Consider the following 19293-nt stretch of genomic DNA (forward strand, 5'->3'; position numbering starts at 1 on the left):
GCGGGGGCCGGCCCGGACGTCCTGCCGAGACGGACGGTCAGACGAGGTCGAACCGGTCGAGGTCCATGACCTTCGCCCACGCCGCGACGAAGTCGGTCACGAACTTCGCCTTCGCGTCGTCGCTCGCGTAGACCTCCGCGAGCGCGCGCAGCTCGGAGTTGGAGCCGAAGACGAGGTCGGCACGGGTGCCGGTCCACTTGACCTCGCCCGTGACGTTGTCACGGCCCTCGAAGGTGGACTGGTCCTCGGAGGTCGCCTTCCAGGACGTGCCCAGGTCCAGCAGGTTGACGAAGAAGTCGTTCGTCAGCGAGCCGGGGGTCGCGGTGAAGGCGCCGTGGGAGGACTGCCTGTGGTTCGCGCCCAGGACGCGCAGACCGCCGACGAGGACCGTCATCTCGGGGGCGCTGAGGGTGAGCAGGTTCGCGCGGTCGAGCAGCAGGTACTCGGCCGGCAGGCGGTGGCCCTTGCCCAGGTAGTTGCGGAACCCGTCGGCGGCCGGCTCGAGCGCGGCGAAGGACTCCACGTCCGTCTGGTCCTGCGCGGCGTCCACACGGCCCGGCGTGAAGGGCACCTCGACCGGGTGACCGGCGTCCGCGGCGGCCTTCTCGACGGCGGCGGAACCGGCCAGCACGATCAGGTCGGCCAGCGAGATCCGCTTGTCGCCGGACTGCGCCGCGTTGAAGGACTCCTGGATGCCCTCCAGGGTGCGCAGCACCACGGCGAGCTCGTCGGGGTCGTTGGCCTCCCAGCCGCGCTGCGGCTCCAGACGCACGCGGGCGCCGTTGGCGCCGCCGCGCTTGTCGCTGCCGCGGAAGGAAGAGGCCGACGCCCACGCGGCGGACACCAGCTGCGACACGGTCAGGCCCGAGGCGAGGACCTGCTCCTTCAGGGCGGCGGCGTCTGCGGCGTCGACCACCTCGTGCGTGCGGGCGGGCAGCGGGTCCTGCCACAGCAGGGTCTCGGACGGGACCTCGGAACCGAGGTAACGCACGACCGGGCCCATGTCGCGGTGGGTCAGCTTGAACCACGCGCGGGCGAAGGCGTCCGCGAACTCGTCCGGGTTCTCCAGGAAGCGCCGCGAGATCTGCTCGTAGACCGGGTCGAACCGGAGCGAGAGGTCCGTGGTCAGCATCGTCGGGGCGTGGCTCTTGGCGGAGTCGTGCGCGTCGGGGATGGTGCCCGCGCCGGCACCGTCCTTCGCCACCCACTGGTTGGCGCCGGCCGGGCTGGTCGTCAGCTCCCACTCGTAGCGGAAGAGGTTCTCGAAGAAGCCCATGCCCCAGCGGGTCGGGGTGCTGGTCCAGGTGACCTCGAGACCGCTGGTGATCGCGTCGGCGCCCTTGCCGGTGCGGTAGGTGCTCCGCCAGCCGAGGCCCTGCTCCTCCATCGAGGCGGCCTCGGGGTCGGCGCCGACGTTGTCCGCCGGGCCCGCGCCGTGGGTCTTGCCGAAGGTGTGGCCGCCGGCGATGAGGGCGACGGTCTCCTCGTCGTTCATCGCCATCCGGCGGAAGGTCTCACGGATGTCGCGGGCCGCGGCGATCGGGTCCGGGTTGCCGTTGGGGCCCTCGGGGTTGACGTAGATCAGGCCCATCTGGACGGCGCCGAGCGGGCTCTCCAGCTCGCGGTCGCCCGTGTAGCGCTGGTCGCCGAGCCAGGTGGACTCGGGGCCCCAGTAGACGTCCTCCTCCGGCTCCCAGACGTCCTCGCGGCCACCGGCGAAGCCGAAGGTCTCGAAGCCCATCGACTCCAGCGCGACGTTGCCGGTGAGGATCATCAGGTCGGCCCAGGAGATGCTCTGGCCGTACTTCTTCTTCACCGGCCACAGCAGGCGGCGGGCCTTGTCGAGGTTGCCGTTGTCCGGCCAGCTGTTGAGCGGGGCGAAGCGCTGCTGGCCGGCGCCGGCGCCGCCGCGGCCGTCGCTGATGCGGTAGGTGCCCGCGCTGTGCCAGGCCATGCGGATCATGAACGGGCCGTAGTGGCCGAAGTCCGCCGGCCACCAGTCCTGCGAGGTCGTCAGGACCTCGAGGATGTCCTGCTTCACGGCCGCGAGGTCGAGGGCCTTGAACGCCTCGGCGTAGTCGAAGTCCTCACCGAGCGGGTTCGCCACCGCGGGGTTCTTGGCGAGGATCTTCAGGTTCAGCCGCTCCGGCCACCACTGCCGGTTTCCCCCGCCCTGGGTCGGGTGCGGGGCGCGCCCGTGCGCGACGGGGCAACCGTTCACACCCTCCGTCTTGGGGTCTGTGACGATCGCTTCGTGGTTCTCAGACATGGGAATCCTTCCGGACCTGGCGGATCATGGTGCTCAGGACTGCGGGCCGTCGGACGCGTTCGGGTGGGGGCCGACGCGGTGAGCGCGCGGGGGCCTCACCGGCGGCACGACAGGGGGAGAGGGGTGCCGGACCGGCTGCGGCAGTGCGACGCGGGTGCCCGTAACTTCCAGGCGGCACCGCGCGGCTGCTCGGCGGTGGTCCCGTCACGTCTCTCTCTTCTGCCGTACTGGAGTCTTCCTGTCCCTTGGCTGGCGCCGGAACCGATCCTACGATGGACACAGTCCAAGTCAAGAAGAGCGTCAATTCCATATGCAATCAGAACCCGGACGCGTCCACGGGGTGAATTCCGGACGTCCACCGAGCTGAATGGGTGAGCAGACATGAGCGACCTGCTGGAGCGACTGCGCGGGCGCGGCTGGCGCATGACGTCCCAGCGGCGTGTCGTCGCGGAGGTCCTCGACGGCGACCACGTGCACCTCACGGCCGACGAGGTGCACGCCCGCGCCGCCCGGCTGCTGCCCGAGATCTCCCGGGCGACCGTCTACAACACCCTGGGCGAACTGGTCTCCCTCGGCGAGGTCATGGAGGTCTCCACCGACGGCCGCGCCAAGCGCTACGACCCCAACGCCCACCGTCCGCACCAGCACCTGGTGTGCTCGGGCTGCGGCACCGTCCGCGACGTCCACCCGACCGGTGACCCGCTGGCCGACCTGCCGGACGCGGAACGCTTCGGCTTCACGCTCTCCGGGGCCGAGGTCACCTACCGCGGCCTGTGCCCGTCCTGCGCCTGAGCGCGTCACCCGGAGGAGCGGCGGCTACCGGTCCGCGGCGGGGTCGAGTCCGAGACCGCGCAGCCACAGCATCTGCTCGTACGGCTGCGAGTCGCGTCCGCCGCCGTGGTCCCCGAACCGCCACACCGTGATGTCCTTGGGCCCCGCGTAGCGGTTGTACGCGGCGAACACCGTCGACGGCGGGCACACGGGGTCCATCAGGCCCACGCTGAACAGCGCGGGCGCAGTGGCGCGCGGCGCGAAGTGGACGCCGTCGAAGTAGTCCAGGGTGCCGAAGAGCCGTTCGGGGTCGATGCGCCGGTGTACGCCGAGGTACTGGGCGAGCTCCGGGTACGGGCCCTCGGCGGCGGTCTCGGCGCCCCGCCGGAAGTGGCAGAGGAACGGCACGTCGACCAGGGCCGCCGCGACGGCCTCGCGGGCCAGCCCGGCCACCGCGAGGGCGAGCCCGCCGCCCTGGCTGCCGCCGGAGACGACGACCCGGCTCGCGTCGACGGCCGGGTGCGCGCCCAGCGCGTCCACGGCGCGCACGCAGTCCGTCATCAGGCGGCGGTAGTAGTAGTGCTCGGGGTCCTCCGCGCCGCGGGTCATGAACCCGCCGACGTACTGCGGACCGGGCGTGGGGTCTGGGTCGGGTGTGTCGTGGCCCTGGCCGCGGGAGTCGACCACCAGGTGGGCGTAGCCGGCGGCGCTCCACAGCAGGTTCTCGTGGTGCAGTCCGCGCCCGCCGCCGTAGCCGATGTACGTGACGACCCCGGGCAGCGGCCCGGCCGCACCGCGCGGCAGCAGCAGCCAGGCCGCGACCGGCTGGCCTCCCCAGCCGGGGAAGCGCACGTCGAACACCTCGACCGTGGCCAGCGGCGAGTCGACCCTGCGGTACTCCGCCGGTTCGGTGCCCGCTTCGCGGGCGGCGGTCAGCGTCTTGGCCCAGAAGGCGTCGAAGTCCCCCGGCTCGGGGATCTGCGGGGCATAGCGGCGCAGTTCGTCCAGCGGCAGGTCGGTGAGCGGCATGACCGGTATCGAATCGTTTCACGGGACGGGCTGTCAACGGTCGTCCGGGGTCTGCGCGTTGTCGGTCCCGCATGGGATGGTGTCGTCGTGGAGGAGATCGGCCGGGAACCGGCGCCCCGCTCGCCGGTGACGCGCGCCATGCTCAGGGCGGGTGCCGTCACCGTGCTCGCCGCTCTCGCGGCCGGACCGGGAAGTGCCGTGCCCGTCACGGCGGTTCCGCTGAGCCGCAGCGCGGTCGAGGCGGAGCTCGACGCGGCGGCGGAGCAGGCCGGCGTGCACAGGTCGCAGTACACCGTGATGGGCTTGACCGTGACCACCGACAAGGAGTCCGACCGGCCCAGCGAGCAGTGCATGCTTGCCTGGGCGGCCGCCGAGGGAGCGGGCGAGAGGGAGTACGCCGCCGTGACGGCGGTCCTGCGCGAGCACGGGTGGACGGAGTGGCGCCGGGAGAACAGCCCCGGCGGTGGTACGTACGTCAACCTCGGAAAGGGCGGATGGACGGTGACGGCCGCGTACGACGGCGGGCCGGGGTCCTTCACCTCGCTGACCTTCACCGCCATGGCACATGCCTGCTGACGGGCCGGGCACGGCCAGCCCGCGCCACCCGGCCGGCCACGGCGCCCCGGCGACGGACACCGACCCGCTCGTGCCCGTACTCGCCGGCATCGTCGTGGACGTCGTCCACTCCCTCGACACCTGCGGGGACGACGAGGTCGCCCCTGACGTCGCCGTGCGGACGGCGGAGCACGCCGGGTGGGTGCTCGGCGCACTGCCGCCCCGGGAGCGCGCCCGGTTCCTGCGGGTGCTCGACGACCTGGCCGCGGCCGAGCCGGACCCCGCGCGGCGCCGCGCCCTGGAGTCCTTCGGCTTCGCCTGCGGGCTCGTCGTGGAGGAGCCGTCCTGATCCCCTGCCGCGCCGCTACGGCACGGGCGGAAGCTCGCCCGAGCCGCGCGGGATCAGCCGGCAGGGGAGCTCGACCCGCTTGGGGGCGCCCGCGACGCCGTCGAGCCGCTGGAAGAGCAGGCCGGCCGCGGTGCGTCCGAGCTGCCCGGGGTCCTGGGCGACGACGGTGACCGCGGGACGCAGCAGGTCAGCGAGCTCGAAGTCGTCGAAACCGACGAGGGCGACCACGCTGGGCAGGTCGGCGAGGACCCGCACCGCGGTCACGGTGATCCGGTTGTTGCCGGCGAACAGGGCGGTGACCGGCTCGGGACCGCTGAGCATGGACTCCACGGCGGCGCGGACCCGGCCGGGGGCCGTCGGCCCGCAGGAGACCCAGCCCTCGTGCACGGCGAGCCCGGCGGCGTCCATCGCCTCCCGGTAGCCCCGCAGTCGCTCGGCGGCGGTGTGGATGCGGGGGAGGTCGCCGATGAAGCCGATCCGCCGGTGCCCGTGGGCGATGAGGTGGGCGACCCCCTCGCGGGTGCCTCCGGCGTTGTCGCTGAGTACCACGTCCGCGTCGATGCCGCCCGCCGGGCGGTCGACGAAGACGGTCGCGACGCCGGCCGCGATCTCCGGTTCGAGGTAGCGGTGGTCCTCGCTGGCGGGCACGATGACCAGCCCGTCGACACGCCGGGCGCAGAAGGCGAGCGCCAGTTCCTGCTCGCGGTCGGCGTCCTCGGCGCTCGATCCGGTGAACAGCAGCGTCGAGTGCGCCCGTGCCAGGTCCTCGACGGCCCGGCTGAGCGGGGAGTAGAAGGGGTCGGCGAGGTCCTCGAGGACCAGCCCGATGCTGGCCGTACGGCCCTTGCGGAGCAGCCGCGCGCTGTCGTTGCGGCGGAATCCGAGGGCGTCGATGGCCGCCTGGACACGCGAGATCGTGTCCTCGGTGACGCCCGGTTCCTCGTTGACGACACGCGACACCGTCTTCAGGCCGACACCGGCCCGGGCCGCGACATCCTTCATGGTGGGGCGGGCGGTGCGCGGAATATCGGTCACGCCGTGATCCTATGGGCTGGACAACGTTGTCAACAAAGGGCGACACTACGCCCATGCCGTTCGAGAGCTCTGCCGAGTCCATCGTCCCGCCGTCGGGTGCCGCCGGTGCGGGTCCGCTGATCGCCGCCGTGGACATCGGCGGCACCAAGATCGCGGGTGCCCTGGTGGACGCCCGCGGCGAGTTGCTCGTACGTGTGCAGCGCCCGACACCGGCCGACCGGGACGCGGCGACGGTGATGGGATCGCTCGCGGAGGTGCTGGCCGGGCTGCGGGAGTCCGCGGGCTGGCCGCGAGTGGTCGCGGTGGGCATCGGCAGCGCGGGGCCGATCGACGCCTCGCGCGGCACGGTGAGCCCGGTCAACATCGCCGGCTGGCGGGACTTCCCGGTGGTCGCCCAGGTCGGCGAGCGGGTCGGCGGGCTGCCGGTCGTGCTCACCGGCGACGGCATCGCGATCACCGCGGCCGAGCACTGGCAGGGCGCGGCCCGCGGGCACGACAACGCGCTGTGCATGGTCGTGTCGACCGGCGTCGGCGGCGGTCTCGTCCTCGGCGGCAAGCTCCACCCCGGCCCGACCGGCAACGCCGGGCACATCGGCCACATCAGCGTGGACCTGGACGGGGACGTGTGCCCCTGCGGGAGCCGCGGCTGCGTCGAGCGTCTGGCCAGCGGGCCGAACATCGTCCGGCGCGCCCTGGAGTCCGGCTGGCGTCCGGCCCACGGCGAGGAGTCCGACGCCGCCGCCGTCGCCAGGGCCGCCCGCGAGGGCGACCCCCTCGCCCTCGCCTCGTACGACCGCGCGGCTCAGGCACTGGCCGCGGGCATCGCCGCGACGGCCACCCTGGTGGAGATCGACCTGGCCGTGATCGGCGGGGGTGTCGCGGGCGCGGGCCCGCTGCTCTTGGAGCCCCTCCGCGCGCACATGCGCCGCTACGCCACGCTGTCGTTCGCGTCCGGGGTGAAGGTCGTCCCCGCGGTGCTCGGCACCGACGCGGGCCTGGTCGGCGCGGCGGCCGCCGCGGCGCAGGCGCTGCGGCTGGAGGCCTTCGCGACCGGCGCCTAGCCAGGAGCCTGCGGAGGGGAGCCTGCGGAGGGGGCCCTCCGTTCGCCCGCTCTCCGACGGGCCCCGTCAGGGCCCGGTGGGCGGGGCCCGTTTGCCGGCCTGCTCGGCCCCCGGGGCCGAGCGTGGGGCCCGGTCCGGGCGTCCGCGCCACGGCGGTGTCGCGGGTGGCCGTGAAGCCGGTCTCCCTGCACCCCGGTGTCACCCGGATGGGCGTCGTCATGCCGGACAGTGCGACGGGACCGTCGTCGCGCTGCAGGTGCGCTTTCCGCGGGACCGGGAGCGGGTCGGGTCCATGTCCCTGGTGGGTCGTACGGGCTCGACGGGGACCTGGCCCATCCGCCGGCCGCACGCCGCCCGCCGCTCGTCAGGTGCCCGGTCGGTGCCCTCTCGCCGCCTCGGCGAGTGCCGCGTGGTCGTGGTGGTCGCGGGAGGCGTCGACGAGGCCGTCGCGGACCGGACGACCTGCACGGTGGCGCCGAGGTGGGTCCCTGTCGCCCCCAGCGGCGCGGATCTCGTGGTCGAACTCGGCGATCACGACCTCGGGGTCGCCGGTGTCGTGGACGACCGGGCCCGGTCACGCGCAGCCGCAGCCGCAGCCGCAGCCGCAGCCCCGTGCCTGCCGCGGCGGCGAAGCGGCGGCCGATCGCCTCGCGGCCCTCGACCGCCCGCACCGACCGGGCGCGCTCCTCGGACGGCACCGACGCACGGTTACGGCCAGGTCCGCCCCGCGCGCACGATGGCGCCTGGGTGGCCGACGTACCGAACCGGCTGACCCGCCGCGTCGTGGGGTGAGGGACCGTCATGTGCTCAACGGTGCGGGCGTTCACGTTGGGTGCTGTTGGGGATTGTTGGAAGGCCCATAACAATTGTTCGATATCTCGTCAGCACCCTTGACATGCCCGGGTCATGGGAGTGGGATCGCAACGCTCGCGTTCGGATGTGTTCAGTTGCACCCTCTGAGGAGCAGCACATGGCGCAGACATCGACCAGCGGCACCGCCGCCCGCAACGACGCAGAGACAGCAGCGCACCGCATCTCCCGCCGCACCCTGCTGCGCGGCGCCGCCCTCGGGGCCGGAGCGGTCACCCTCCCCTCCCTGCTCGCCGCGTGCGGCGGCGGACCGGGGGGCGGCGGTGCGATCACGCTCGGCTCCAACGCCTCGGACGCGGTGCCCCGCAAGGCGTACGCGGACGTCTTCGCCGCCTACGAGAAGAAGTCCAAGAAGAAGGTCAAGGTCAACACCGTCGACCACAACACCTTCCAGGAGAACATCAACCGCTACCTGCAGGGCCACCCGGACGACGTGTTCATGTGGTTCGCCGGGTACCGCATGCAGTTCTTCGCGCAGAAGGGCCTGCTGTCCGACATCAGTGACCTGTGGAAGGGCTTCGACGGGTTCTCGGACGCGCTGAAGGCCCAGTCCACGGGCCAGGACGGCAAGCAGTACTTCGTCCCGCTGTACTACTACCCCTGGGCCGTCTTCCACCGGAAGAGCGTCTTCCAGGAGCACGGCTACGAGGTCCCGAAGACCTTCGACGAGTACCGCGCGCTGGCCGGGCGGATGCAGAAGGACGGCATCGTCCCCTTCGCCTTCGGCGACAAGGACGGCTGGCCCGCGATGGGCACCTTCGACTACCTGAACGTACGGGCGAACGGCTACGAGTTCCACGTCTCCCTGATGGCGGGCGAGGAGTCCTGGACCGACCCCAAGGTCAAGCAGGTCTTCGACCTTTGGCGCGGACTGATGCCCTTCCACGACAAGGGGGCCAACGGCCGCACCTGGCAGGAGGCGGCGCAGAGCCTGGCGCAGAAGAAGACCGGCATGGCGGTCTTCGGGCTGCCCCACCCGGGCCAGCAGTTCCCCGAGGCCGACCGGGACGACCTCGACTTCTTCCCGTTCCCGGAGATCGACCCGCAGTTCGGGCAGGACACCGTCGAGGCGCCGATCGACGGATTCCTGATGTCGCGCAAGGCGCGCGACGAGGAGGGGGCCGAGGACCTGCTCACCTTCCTCGCCACCCCGGCCGCCGAAGAGGCGTACCTGGCAAGCGACCCGAACAACGTCGCGGTCAACGACGGTGCCGACACCTCCTCGTACACACCGTTGCAGAAGAAGGCCGTCGAACTCGTCTCGGGCGCCAGGAACATCTCCCAGTTCCTGGACCGCGACACGCGGCCGGACTTCGCCTCCACCGTCATGATCCAGGCGATCCAGAGCTTCATCAGCGAGCCGGACGACATCGACGGACTGCTGCGCCGGATCGAGTCGCAGAAGAAGGACATCTTCGCCTCGGAGTAGAGCCGGGCGCGGGGAAGGACCGGGCGCGGGGAAGGACCGGGCCGGCACGACACCGACCGAAGGCGAGGAGGGCACCTGTGCCGCAGAACGACGCGCGGCGCGCCCGGCGGCGGGGACCGCGGAGGCTGACCTCCCGTGACCTCGCCGTCGTCGGCGTGCTGCTGGGGATTCCCGTCCTGCTCGACGTGGTCCTGATCTGGGGACCGACGCTGGCCTCCGTGGGCCTGTCCCTCACCTCGTGGGACGGCATCGGGGACGTCAGGTGGGTGGGGCTGAAGAACTACGACTCGCTCTTCACCGACTACCCGCCGTTCTGGCCCGCCGTGCGGCACAACCTGCTCTGGCTGGCCTTCCTGGGCCTGGTCGCCACGCCCTTCGGGCTCTTCCTGGCCGTCCTGCTCGACAGACGGATCCGCTTCGGCCGCTTCTACCAGAGCACGCTCTACCTGCCGGTCGTGCTCTCGCTGGCGATCGTCGGCTTCATCGCGCAACTGGTCTTCTCACGCGACCAGGGCGCCCTCAACGCCGTCCTGGGCGGCACCGACGACCCCACCGACTGGCTGGGCGACCCGTCCCTGAACATCTGGATGGTCCTGCTGGCGGCGGGCTGGCGGCACACCGGCTACGTCATGATCCTCTACCTGGCCGGGCTGAAGTCCGTGGACACCTCGCTGAAGGAGGCCGCGGCGATCGACGGCGCCGGCGAGGTGCAGACCTTCTTCCGGGTCGTGCTGCCGACCCTGCGGCCGGTGAACGTCATCGTCGGCGTCATCACCGTCATCGAGGCGCTGCGGGCCTTCGACATCGTCTACGCCGTCAACAAGGGCCGCAATGGGCTGGAACTGCTGAGCGTGCTGGTCACGGACAACATCATCGGCGAGGCGAGCCGGATCGGCTACGGCTCGGCCATCGCGGTCGTCCTGCTCACCGTCTCCCTGGGCTTCATCGTCACGTACCTGGTGCAGGAGCTGCGCGAGGAGAGGAAGTCATGACCGTCGCCGCCACCGCACGACCCGCCGGGGAGCGGCCCGAGCGGTCCCGGCCGCCGGCTCCCGCGGGCCGGGCGCCGCGCCGGGTGCGTCCCGCCCGGCTGGGTCTGCACGCCTTCCTGGCCGTCGTGTCGCTCGCCTTCCTGGCGCCGCTGCTGCTGGCCGTCTACGCCTCCCTCCGGCCGTACGAGGAGACGGCCCGGGACGGCTACTTCTCGCTGCCGCACCATCTGTCCCTGGACTACTACCGGCAGGCCTTCTCCGACTCGGGGATGAGCAGGTACTTCCTCAACTCCCTGGTCATCGCCGTGCCGGGGGTGCTGCTCACGCTGTTCCTCGCGTCCTTCACGGCCTTCGCGATCGCCAGGCTGCGGCTGCGAGGACGGGTCTTCCTGCTGATCATGTTCACCGCGGGCAACCTGCTGCCGCAGCAGGTGATCGTGACGCCGCTGTACGTGCTGTTCAACCGGATCCCGCTGCCGTACTGGATGTCCGACTCGATGTCGGCGTACGACTCCTACTGGGCCGTCATCTCCGTCCAGGTCGCCTTCCAGATCGGCTTCTGCGTCTTCGTGCTGGCCAACTACATGCGGACGCTGCCGCTGGAGATCCTGGAGGCCGCGGTCGTGGACGGCGCCGGGGTGTGGACGCAGTACTGGCGGATCACCCTCCCGCTGTGCCGGCCTGCCCTCGCGGCGCTGGCCACGCTGCAGTTCACCTGGATGTACAACGACTTCCTGTGGGCCCTGGTCTTCATCTCCGACGGTGACAAACTGCCGGTCACCTCGGCGCTGAACAACCTGCGGGGCCAGTTCTTCACCGACTACAACCTGCTGGCGGCCGGTTCGGTGCTCGTGGCGCTGCCGACCGTGCTGGTGTTCATGCTGCTGCAGCGGCAGTTCATCGCCGGACTGACCCTGGGGGCCAACAAGGGCTGACCACCGTGTTCCCGGGTGCCGAAGCCACCGGTATGCGCCGATGGCCGGGTCTGCGCGTTTGCCGACGCCGATGATCCGGGCAATTCGTAGGGGGCTACCGGGCTACGGAAGAGGGGGCACCGTGATCGTCTGGCTCAACGGCACGTTCGGCGCGGGGAAGACCACTGCGGCACGCGAACTGCTCGACCTGCTGCCGGGCAGCGTGCTCTACGATCCGGAACTCATCGGCAGCGGGCTGCGGCTGATGCTCCCGGAGAAGCGGCTGGGCGAGGTCTCCGACTACCAGGAACTGCCCGCGTGGCGGCGGCTGGTCGTCGACACCGCCGCCGCGCTGCTCGCCGAGGTGGGCGGGGGACCGCTGGTCGTGCCGATGACCCTGCTCCGGCAGGAGTACCGGGACGAGATCTTCGGCGGGCTGGCGGCCCGCCGGATCACCGTGCGGCATGTGCTGCTGCACGCTGAGGAAACGGTTCTGCGCGAGCGGATCGACCAGCGCGCCGAGATCCCGGGCGACGCCGAGGCCAGTGCGGGCATCCGCACCTGGTGCCTGGACCACCTGCCGGCCTACCAGGAGGCACTGCCCTGGCTCACGGCGGACGCCCACGTCGTCGACACCGCGGGGATCGCCCCCCGTACGGCGGCAGAGCGGATCGCCGAGGCGATACGGGAGGGCGCGGGTTCCTGCGACATCGTGCAGACCCCGGAGCCCACCGCCGAGACCCTGGCGGCGGGCGTGCTGCTCTTCGACGAGGACGACCGGGTGCTGCTGGTCGACCCGACCTACAAACCCGGCTGGGAGTTCCCCGGAGGGGTCGTCGAGCCCGGTGAACCGCCCGCCCGGGCCGGCATGCGGGAGGTCGCCGAGGAACTGGGCCTGCGGCTCCCCGCGGTGCCCCGGCTCCTGGTCGTCGACTGGGAGCCGCCGCTGCCGCCCGGGTACGGCGGTCTGCGGCTGCTGTTCGACGGCGGGCGGCTGCCCGCGGCCGACGCCGAGCGCCTGCTGCTGCCCGGCGCCGAACTGCGGGGCTGGCGCTTCGCCACGGAGGACGAGGCCGCCTCCATGCTGCCGCCCGTCCGGCACACCCGGCTGTGCTGGGCGCTGCGCGCGCGCGAGCGGGCCACCGTGCTCAACCTGGAGGCCGGGGTGCCGGTGGGCGGCTGAGCGGGGGCGGGCGCCTCCGGGCGGCCGCCCACCGGGCTCAGAGCGCCTTGGCGGCGTACTTCTGCAGGAAGAGGGCCTCGGTGAGCGAGAGCTTCTCCAGCTCCTCGGGGGAGACGCTCTCGTTCACCGCGTGGATCTGGGCCTCGGGCTCGCTCAGGCCGATCAGCAGGATCTCGGACTCGGGGTAGAGCGTCGCCAGGGTGTTGCAGAGCGGGATGGACCCGCCCATGCCGGCGATCTCCATCTCCGTGCCGTACGCGGCGTGCATGGCCTCCGCCATGGAGGCGTACGCCGGGCTGGAGGTGTCCGCGCGGAACGGCTGGCCGCTGCCGACCTGGGTGACCTCGACGCGGGCCCCCCAGGGGGCGGCCGCCTCCAGGTGGGCGATGAGCAGCTTGGCCGCCTGCTGGGCGTCCACGCCCGGCGGGACCCGCAGGCTGACCTTCGCGCCCGCGGTGGCCTGCACGGACGGCGTGGCGCCGACCACCGGAGGGGCGTCGATGCCGATGACGGTGACCGACGGGCGCGCCCAGAGGCGGTCGGCGACCGTGCCGGTGCCCATCAGCTCCACGCCGTCGAGCACCTTGGCGTCGGCGCGGAAGTTCCCCTCGTCGTACTGCAGCCCGTCCCAGGCCGCGTCAGCGGTGAGACCGGTCACCGTGGAGGCGCCGGAGTCGTCGTGGAGGGTGTGCAGGACGCGGACCAGGGCGGCCAGCGCGTCCGGCGCGGCGCCGCCGAACTGGCCGGAGTGCAGATTGCCCTCCAGGGTGGTCACCTTGACGTCGACCAGCGCCATGCCGCGCAGGGTCGCCGTGACCGTCGGCAGGCCGACGCGGAAGTTGCCGGAGTCGCCGATGACGATGGCGTCCGCGGCGAGCAGCTCGGGGTGCTCCTCCGCGTAGCGCTCCAGGCCGCCGGTGCCCTGTTCCTCCGACCCCTCGGCGATGATCTTCACGCTGACCGGGACCCCACCGTTCTCGCGCAGTGCGCGCAGCGCGGTGAGGTGCATGATCAGGCCGCCCTTGCAGTCGGCCGCGCCGCGCCCGTACCAGCGGCCGTCGCGCTCGGTGAGCTCGAACGGCGGCGACAGCCAGCCGGCCTCGTCCAGCGGCGGCTGCACGTCGTAGTGCGCGTACAGCAGCACGGTGGGCGCCCCCTCCGGGCCGGGCAGGTAGCCGTACACCGACTGGGTGCCGTCCGGGGTGTCCAGCAGGGCGACGTCCTCGAAGCCCTCCGCCTGCAGCGCGTCGGCGATCCAGGAGGCGGCCCGCTCGCACTCGCTCTTGGGGAACTGCCGCGGGTCCGCCACCGAGCGGTACGACACCAGCTCGGCCAGCTCGGTCCGGGCCCGCGGCATCAGTGCGGCGACGGTTGCGGCGAGTGGTGCGGCAGACATGGGCGCTCCTGATGGGTGGGACAGGTCGAACGCGATGTTCGTGGACTGGTGGTCGTGATCGATGGTGCCACAGGCAGCCTCGCTCACCCCGCGGATTAGTATGCGGCTGAGCAGGGGCGACGGCAGTCGGCGGGTCGAACGGGAGCGGAAGCACACGTGAGCAGCGAGTACCAGGCGCAGGACGGCGGTTCGGCGGACGGCGTCGACGGCACAGCGGTATGGGACGTCGTCGTGGTGGGTGCCGGACCGGCCGGGGCCTCCGCGGCCTACGCCGCGGCGAGTGCGGGACGCCGCGTGCTCCTGCTGGAGAAGGCCGAACTGCCGCGCTACAAGACCTGCGGCGGGGGCATCATCGGGCCCTCCCGCGACGCGCTGCCGCCGGGCTTCGAGCTCCCGCTGCGCGACCGGGTGCACGCGGTGACCTTCAGCCTCAACGGCCGGCTCAGCCGGACCCGCCGTTCGCGGCAGATGCTCTTCGGGCTGATCAACCGGCCCGAGTTCGACGCCCGGCTGGTGGACGCGGCCGTCGACGCGGGCGCGCAGCTGCGGACCGGGGCCTCGGTCTCCCGGGTCGAGCAGCACGGCACCTCCGTCCCGGACCGGCGGACCGTCGCGGTGGTCCTGAACGACGGCGAGACGATCCTCGCCCGCGCGGTGGTCGGCGCCGACGGCTCGGCCAGCCGGATAGGCGCGCACGTCGGCGTCAAGATGGCCCAGGTGGACCTGGGGCTCGAGGCCGAGATCCCCGTCCCCGCGGAGGTCGCCGAGGACTGGGCGGGGCGGGTGCTCATCGACTGGGGCCCGCTGCCCGGCAGTTACGGCTGGGTCTTCCCCAAGGGCGACACCCTGACCGTGGGCGTCATCTCGGCGCGCGGCGACGGCGCCGCCACCAAGCGCTATCTGGAGGACTTCGTCGGCCGGCTCGGTCTGGCCGGCTTCGAGCCGAGCATCTCCTCCGGCCACCTCACCCGCTGCCGCGCCGATGACTCCCCGCTTTCCCGCGGCCGCGTGCTGGTGTGCGGCGACGCGGCGGGCCTGCTGGAGCCGTGGACCCGCGAGGGCATCTCCTTCGCGCTGCGGTCCGGCCGCCTGGCGGGGGAGTGGGCGGTGCGGATCGCCGAGGCGCACGACGCGGTGGACGCACGTCGCCAGGCCCTGAACTACGCCTTCGCCGTCAAGGCCGGCCTCGGCGTCGAGATGGGCGTCGGCCGCCGCATGCTCGGCGTCTTCGAGAAGCGCCCCGGTCTGCTGCACGCCGCACTCACCACCCTCCCTCCGGCGTGGAACGCCTTCGCCAAGATCACCCGTGGTTCCACCTCGCTCGCAGAGCTCGTCCGCAGCCATCCGCTGGCCCGTCGCGCGCTGGAGTCCTTCGACCGCGGCTGATCTTGCGATGGGACCCTCCGACACGCCATAAAGGGGGAGTTGAGGGGCAGACAACTTTGTGGGAGGTGTCCTCGTCATGCCCTTGAGGAACGAAGACGGAAGGCTGCCGTGGTGGGTGCGTACGCTCACCGGGCTCGTTGTGCTCGGCGGACTTCTGTTTCTGGTCGCACGCGCCGACCTGATACCGGGTCTGCCCAACCCCTTCGCCGAGGAGACCAAGGACCGCACCGGTCCCGTGGTGCTCAAGGCGATCCAGGACATGAACCGCTTCGAGGGGGCGAGCGGTGATTTCCAGGTCGTGGTGGACCTGGAGAAGGACGCCAAGTTCCTTCCCGATGCCGTGCGTGGCAGGCGCACGCTCTACGTGGGGGCCGGCAGCGTCGACGCCTACGTGGACCTCGGTGACGTGGGCCCGAAGGGCGTCACCGTCTCCGAGGACCGGACCTCCGCGGTCCTCGTCCTGCCCCATGCCCGCCTGGAGCGGACCTCGTTGGACCCCGACCGTTCCTACGTGGTCGCGCAGGAGCGCGGCTTCTTCGACCGGCTCGGGGACTTCTTCTCCTCTCACCCCGGGGACGAACAGCAGGTCCAGCAACTCGCGGCGAAGAAGATCCAGAAGGCGGCCGAGTCCACCGAACTGGCCAAGCGCGCGGAGACCAACACCCGGGCCATGCTGGAACGGCTCCTGATCTCGCTGGGGTTCGAGAAGGTGGAGGTCCGCTTCAGCTGACGGGCCGCAGGCCGGTGATGCGGAAGACCGGGTGCTTGTGGGCTATGGCGCGCAGTTCTTCGTCGGTGGAGTCCGCCCCCACACCGCCGAAGAACACGCCGACCTCGGCCTTCCAGCGCTTGAGGTAGGCCCGCAGCACCTCGGGCTTGGCGTCGTCCGCGACCTCGGTCGCGCTGAACTCCTCGGTCCGCTTGCCCAGTAGCAGCCGACCGCCGCCGGCGGCCCGCATGTTGTGCGTCCACTGGACGTGCCCGCGGGGCGCCACGAGGTAGCGCTCCCCGTTCACCACCAGCAGGTTGACCGGGGTGCGCCGCCACTCCCCGCTCTTGCGGCCCCGCACGGCCAGCACGCGCGAGCCCCACACGCTGAGACCGCGACGGGTCAGCCACGCCACCGCGCGGTTGAAGACGTTGATCGTGAACCAGCCGGGCTTGATGACGTGCTCGGACATGAGGACTCCTCCGTGATGCGCTGGCCGTTGGGCGGGAGCGTTCGTGAGCGGTGCTCTCGCTTGAGAACAGTGTGCACGTCTTTGTGCTCCCTGGCAAGAGCACCGCTCTCGTTGTTGGTCGTCGCTCCATCCGCGCCTACACTGATCCCATGAGCGTCATCCGAACCGCCAGGGAACGGGCCCGCGACGAAGTGACCGCGGCCATCAAGGAAGAGGCGCGCCGGCAGCTCGCCGACGAGGGCGCCTCGAGGCTCTCGCTGCGCGCCGTCGCGCGGGAGCTGGGCATGGTCTCCTCCGCGCTCTACCGCTACTTCCCGAGCCGGGACGAGCTGCTCACCGCCCTGATCGTCGACGCCTACGACGCCGTCGGCGCCGCCGCCGAGGAGGCCCTGGCCCGTGCCGGCGGCACCGACCCCGTGGAACGCTGGACCGAGGTCTGCCGGGCGGTGCGCCGCTGGGCCCTCGGCCATCCGCACGAGTACGCCCTCATCTACGGCTCTCCCGTGCCCGGATACTCCGCCCCGCTCGACACGATCGGACCCGCGTCCCGGGTCGGGCTCGCACTCCTCGCCGTGGCCGAGGAGGCCCACACCGCCGGAGCCCTCGCCGTGCACCCGGCCGGCGCCCCGCTGTCCGAGGCCGTCCACGCCGACGCCTGGCGGCTCAGCAAGGACCTGGACGGCGACCTGCCGCCACCGGTGATCCCGGCCTTCGTGGCCGCCTGGGCACAGCTCTTCGGACTCGTGAGCTTCGAGGTGTTCGGCCAGTTCAACAACGTGGTCGAGGCGCGCGACGACTTCTTCGACCACGCCGTCGCGGGCCTCGCGCACCAGACGGGGCTGCGCCGCGGGCACGTACTCCAGGGGGAGTAGACACGATCACCCCGCCGACCGGACGCCGGCCCGCCGCGCCCCGGTCTAGCGTGGCCGCATGACCGACGACGTGACACCGGGGGGCCGCCCGACGTGGAGCCCGCCGTGGCGCCGCACCGGCCCCGACCGCGGCCACGGCGCCGAGCGCCCGCGCCACCCGTGGGTCTCGTCACTGGTCATCGCCGTCATCCAGCTGGTCGGCAGCACGGCCGCCGCGCACAACGCGGCCGGCCGGGTCCCCCTCGGCCACTTCGGGTACGCGCTCCTGCTCGCCGGACCCGTCCTGCTCCTGTGGCGCAACCGCGCGCCCGTCGCCGTGGCGGCCGCGGTCTCGGCCGTGACGCTCGCGTATGTCGCCGCCGGATACCCGTACGGGCCGGTCTTCCTGAGCATCGTCGCCGCCTTCTTCACAGCCGTCGCCGCAGGACGCCGCAGAGCCGTCCTGATCATCGCGGGCGCCCTGTACACGGCCTACCTGCTCATCACCATGTGGCTGTACCGCCGGCTGCCGCCCGCGGGGGACGAGGCCGCCTCGTGGGGCCAGGTGTCGGCGGCCGCCGCCTGGCTGCTGGCGATCCTCGCCGTCGCGGAGCTGTGGCGGTTGCGCAGGGAGCAGTTCGTCAGAGAGCGGCGGGAGCGGGCCGAGGCCGAGCGGCGCCGCGCCGACGAGGAACGGCTGCGCATCGCCCGCGAGCTGCACGACGTGCTGGCCCACAGCATCTCCGTCATCAACGTGCAGGCGGGCGTGGCCCTCGCCCTCATGGACGAGCGCCCCGAACAGGCCAGGCAGGCCCTGACCACCATCAAGGCGGCCAGCAAGGAGGCGCTCGGCGAGGTCCGTCAGGTGCTCGGCACGCTGCGCGGCCCCGGGGAGGCGCCCCGTTCGCCCGCCCCGGGCCTGGACCGGCTGCCCGAACTGCTCGAACAGGCCGCAGGCGCGGGCCTGGCCGTCGACATCACTCGCGAGGGGCGTGCCGGCGGCCTGCCGCCCGGCGTGGACCTCGCGGCCTTCCGTATCGTCCAGGAGGCGCTGACCAACGTCATCCGCCACTCCGGCTCCCGCACCGCCCGCGTCCGCATCACCCGCCGCAGAGACGCGGTCGAGTTGCAGGTCGACGACGACGGTCCCGCCACCATCGGCACCGGCCACGCGCATGACTCCGGTGGCAGTGGCAACGGGCTGCTCGGCATGCGCGAACGGGCGGCGGCGCTCGGCGGCACCGTCGAGGCAGGACCGCGCGCCGACGGCGGATTCCGCGTCCTGGCGCTCCTGCCGCTCACCGCCGGCGCCGCGGCGGCGCCCGTCCCCGACAAGGAGAGCCCATGACCCGGGTACTGCTCGCCGACGACCAGCTCCTGGTGCGCGCGGGCTTCGCCGCCCTGCTGGACGCCCAGCCCGACATCGAGGTCGTGGGGGAGGCGTCCGACGGCGCCCAGGCGCTGCGCCTGGTCCGCGAACTCGCACCGGACGCGGTGCTGATGGACATCCGCATGCCGGTCATGGACGGTCTCGAGGCCACCCGGCGGATCACCGAGGACGCCGCGCTGAGCGGGGTCAAGGTCGTCATCCTCACCACGTTCGAGCTCGACGAGTACGTCTTCGAGGCCATCCGGGCGGGCGCTTCGGGCTTCCTGGTCAAGGACACCGAGCCGGAGGAACTGGTGCGTGCCGTACGGGCGGTGGTGGACGGCGACGCGCTGCTGTCGCCCGGCGTGACCCGGCGGCTCATCGCCGAGTTCGCCGCCCGGTCCAAGGAACCCTCGGCCGCGGCCGAACTGGAACGGCTCACCGAGCGCGAGCGCGAGGTGATGGCCTTGGTCGGGATCGGCCTGTCCAACGAGGAGATCGCGCGCCGCCTCGTGGTGAGTCCGCTCACCGCCAAGACGCACGTCAGCCGCACGATGGTGAAGCTCGGTGCCCGGGACCGGGCCCAACTCGTCGTCCTCGCCTACGAGTCCGGCCTGGTGCGGCCCGGTTGGCTCGGCTGAGCGGAAAGGGCC

General features: G+C 72.3%; 18 protein-coding genes. 13 read left to right on the plus strand and 5 right to left on the minus strand.

The features are described from left to right. Positions 1-37 precede the first annotated feature (37 nt). Complete coding sequence (gene katG / locus ACFW3D_RS14690; RefSeq protein WP_500504494.1) at positions 38-2269, minus strand: catalase/peroxidase HPI; 2232 nt, start codon at positions 2267-2269, stop codon at positions 38-40. Positions 2270-2650: 381 nt separating this feature from the next. On the opposite strand from katG, the gene ACFW3D_RS14695 reads away from it, so the two are divergent. Next, positions 2651-3061 (plus strand): Fur family transcriptional regulator, encoded by a 411-nt coding sequence (locus tag ACFW3D_RS14695; protein WP_500504495.1) that lies wholly within the window; start codon positions 2651-2653, stop codon positions 3059-3061. Positions 3062-3085: 24 nt separating this feature from the next. Here ACFW3D_RS14695 and ACFW3D_RS14700 read toward each other — a convergent pair whose 3' ends face one another. After that, positions 3086-4069: an acetylxylan esterase gene (locus ACFW3D_RS14700; RefSeq protein WP_500504496.1), complete on the minus strand. Its 984-nt coding sequence runs from the start codon at positions 4067-4069 to the stop codon at positions 3086-3088. Between the two features lie 87 nt (positions 4070-4156). On the opposite strand from ACFW3D_RS14700, the gene ACFW3D_RS14705 reads away from it, so the two are divergent. Both ACFW3D_RS14705 and ACFW3D_RS14710 read left to right on the plus strand, forming a co-directional pair. Continuing rightward, entirely contained in the window at positions 4157-4645 is a 489-nt protein-coding gene (locus ACFW3D_RS14705) for a hypothetical protein (RefSeq protein WP_500504497.1), read from the plus strand. Further along, positions 4635-4973 carry a hypothetical protein gene (locus ACFW3D_RS14710; protein ID WP_500504498.1) on the plus strand — a complete coding sequence of 113 codons (339 nt, stop codon included), beginning with the start codon at positions 4635-4637 and terminating at the stop codon, positions 4971-4973. The genes ACFW3D_RS14705 and ACFW3D_RS14710 overlap by 11 nt, the downstream gene beginning before the upstream one ends. A gap of 15 nt (positions 4974-4988) precedes the next feature. Here the strand turns inward: ACFW3D_RS14710 and ACFW3D_RS14715 are convergent, their stop codons facing one another. After that, the gene (locus tag ACFW3D_RS14715) at positions 4989-5975 is read right to left on the minus strand and encodes a LacI family DNA-binding transcriptional regulator (protein WP_500504538.1); all 987 of its coding nucleotides are present in this window, start codon (positions 5973-5975) and stop codon (positions 4989-4991) included. 86 nt (positions 5976-6061) lie between these two features. Between ACFW3D_RS14715 and ACFW3D_RS14720 the strand changes: the two genes are divergently transcribed. From ACFW3D_RS14720 to ACFW3D_RS14740, 5 genes are all read left to right on the plus strand, one after another. Further along, positions 6062-7069: an ROK family protein gene (locus ACFW3D_RS14720; RefSeq protein WP_500504499.1), complete on the plus strand. Its 1008-nt coding sequence runs from the start codon at positions 6062-6064 to the stop codon at positions 7067-7069. 1033 nt (positions 7070-8102) lie between these two features. Continuing rightward, on the plus strand, positions 8103-9368 hold the full coding sequence (locus tag ACFW3D_RS14725; RefSeq protein ID WP_500504539.1) for an ABC transporter substrate-binding protein: 1266 nt from the start codon (positions 8103-8105) through the stop codon (positions 9366-9368). A gap of 77 nt (positions 9369-9445) precedes the next feature. After that, a complete protein-coding gene (locus ACFW3D_RS14730) occupies positions 9446-10360 on the plus strand; it encodes a carbohydrate ABC transporter permease (protein ID WP_500504500.1) in 915 nt (304 codons plus the stop codon). After that, positions 10357-11295, plus strand: a complete 939-nt coding sequence (locus tag ACFW3D_RS14735) for a carbohydrate ABC transporter permease (RefSeq protein WP_500504501.1) — start codon at positions 10357-10359, stop codon at positions 11293-11295. The genes ACFW3D_RS14730 and ACFW3D_RS14735 overlap by 4 nt, the downstream gene beginning before the upstream one ends. Positions 11296-11416: 121 nt before the next feature. Continuing rightward, positions 11417-12457 carry an NUDIX hydrolase gene (locus ACFW3D_RS14740; RefSeq protein WP_500504502.1) on the plus strand — a complete coding sequence of 347 codons (1041 nt, stop codon included), beginning with the start codon at positions 11417-11419 and terminating at the stop codon, positions 12455-12457. Between the two features lie 37 nt (positions 12458-12494). Here ACFW3D_RS14740 and ACFW3D_RS14745 read toward each other — a convergent pair whose 3' ends face one another. Further along, positions 12495-13853 carry a dipeptidase gene (locus tag ACFW3D_RS14745; RefSeq protein ID WP_500504503.1) on the minus strand — a complete coding sequence of 453 codons (1359 nt, stop codon included), beginning with the start codon at positions 13851-13853 and terminating at the stop codon, positions 12495-12497. Between the two features lie 156 nt (positions 13854-14009). On the opposite strand from ACFW3D_RS14745, the gene ACFW3D_RS14750 reads away from it, so the two are divergent. Beyond that, positions 14010-15239 carry a geranylgeranyl reductase family protein gene (locus ACFW3D_RS14750; protein WP_500504504.1) on the plus strand — a complete coding sequence of 410 codons (1230 nt, stop codon included), beginning with the start codon at positions 14010-14012 and terminating at the stop codon, positions 15237-15239. Positions 15240-15315: 76 nt separating this feature from the next. Further along, positions 15316-15969 (plus strand): DUF4230 domain-containing protein, encoded by a 654-nt coding sequence (locus ACFW3D_RS14755; RefSeq protein WP_500504505.1) that lies wholly within the window; start codon positions 15316-15318, stop codon positions 15967-15969. Here the strand turns inward: ACFW3D_RS14755 and ACFW3D_RS14760 are convergent. Next, positions 15962-16420, minus strand: coding sequence for a nitroreductase family deazaflavin-dependent oxidoreductase (locus tag ACFW3D_RS14760; protein ID WP_500504506.1), 459 nt, complete (start codon positions 16418-16420; stop codon positions 15962-15964). The two genes, ACFW3D_RS14755 and ACFW3D_RS14760, sit on opposite strands and share 8 nt — an antisense overlap. Before the next feature lie 149 nt (positions 16421-16569). Between ACFW3D_RS14760 and ACFW3D_RS14765 the strand changes: the two genes are divergently transcribed. Genes ACFW3D_RS14765 through ACFW3D_RS14775 form a run of 3 tightly spaced genes read left to right on the plus strand, consistent with a single transcriptional unit; the run spans position 16570 to position 19281 of the window. Further along, positions 16570-17292: a TetR/AcrR family transcriptional regulator gene (locus ACFW3D_RS14765; RefSeq protein ID WP_500504507.1), complete on the plus strand. Its 723-nt coding sequence runs from the start codon at positions 16570-16572 to the stop codon at positions 17290-17292. 58 nt (positions 17293-17350) lie between these two features. Beyond that, positions 17351-18619: a sensor histidine kinase gene (locus ACFW3D_RS14770; protein ID WP_500504508.1), complete on the plus strand. Its 1269-nt coding sequence runs from the start codon at positions 17351-17353 to the stop codon at positions 18617-18619. Then, on the plus strand, positions 18616-19281 hold the full coding sequence (locus ACFW3D_RS14775) for a response regulator (RefSeq protein ID WP_500504509.1): 666 nt from the start codon (positions 18616-18618) through the stop codon (positions 19279-19281). Before ACFW3D_RS14770 ends, ACFW3D_RS14775 begins: the two co-directional genes overlap by 4 nt. Positions 19282-19293: the final 12 nt, after the last annotated feature.

The organism is Streptomyces sp. NPDC058864, from assembly GCF_042742985.1.
Lineage (GTDB): Bacteria > Actinomycetota > Actinomycetes > Streptomycetales > Streptomycetaceae > Actinacidiphila.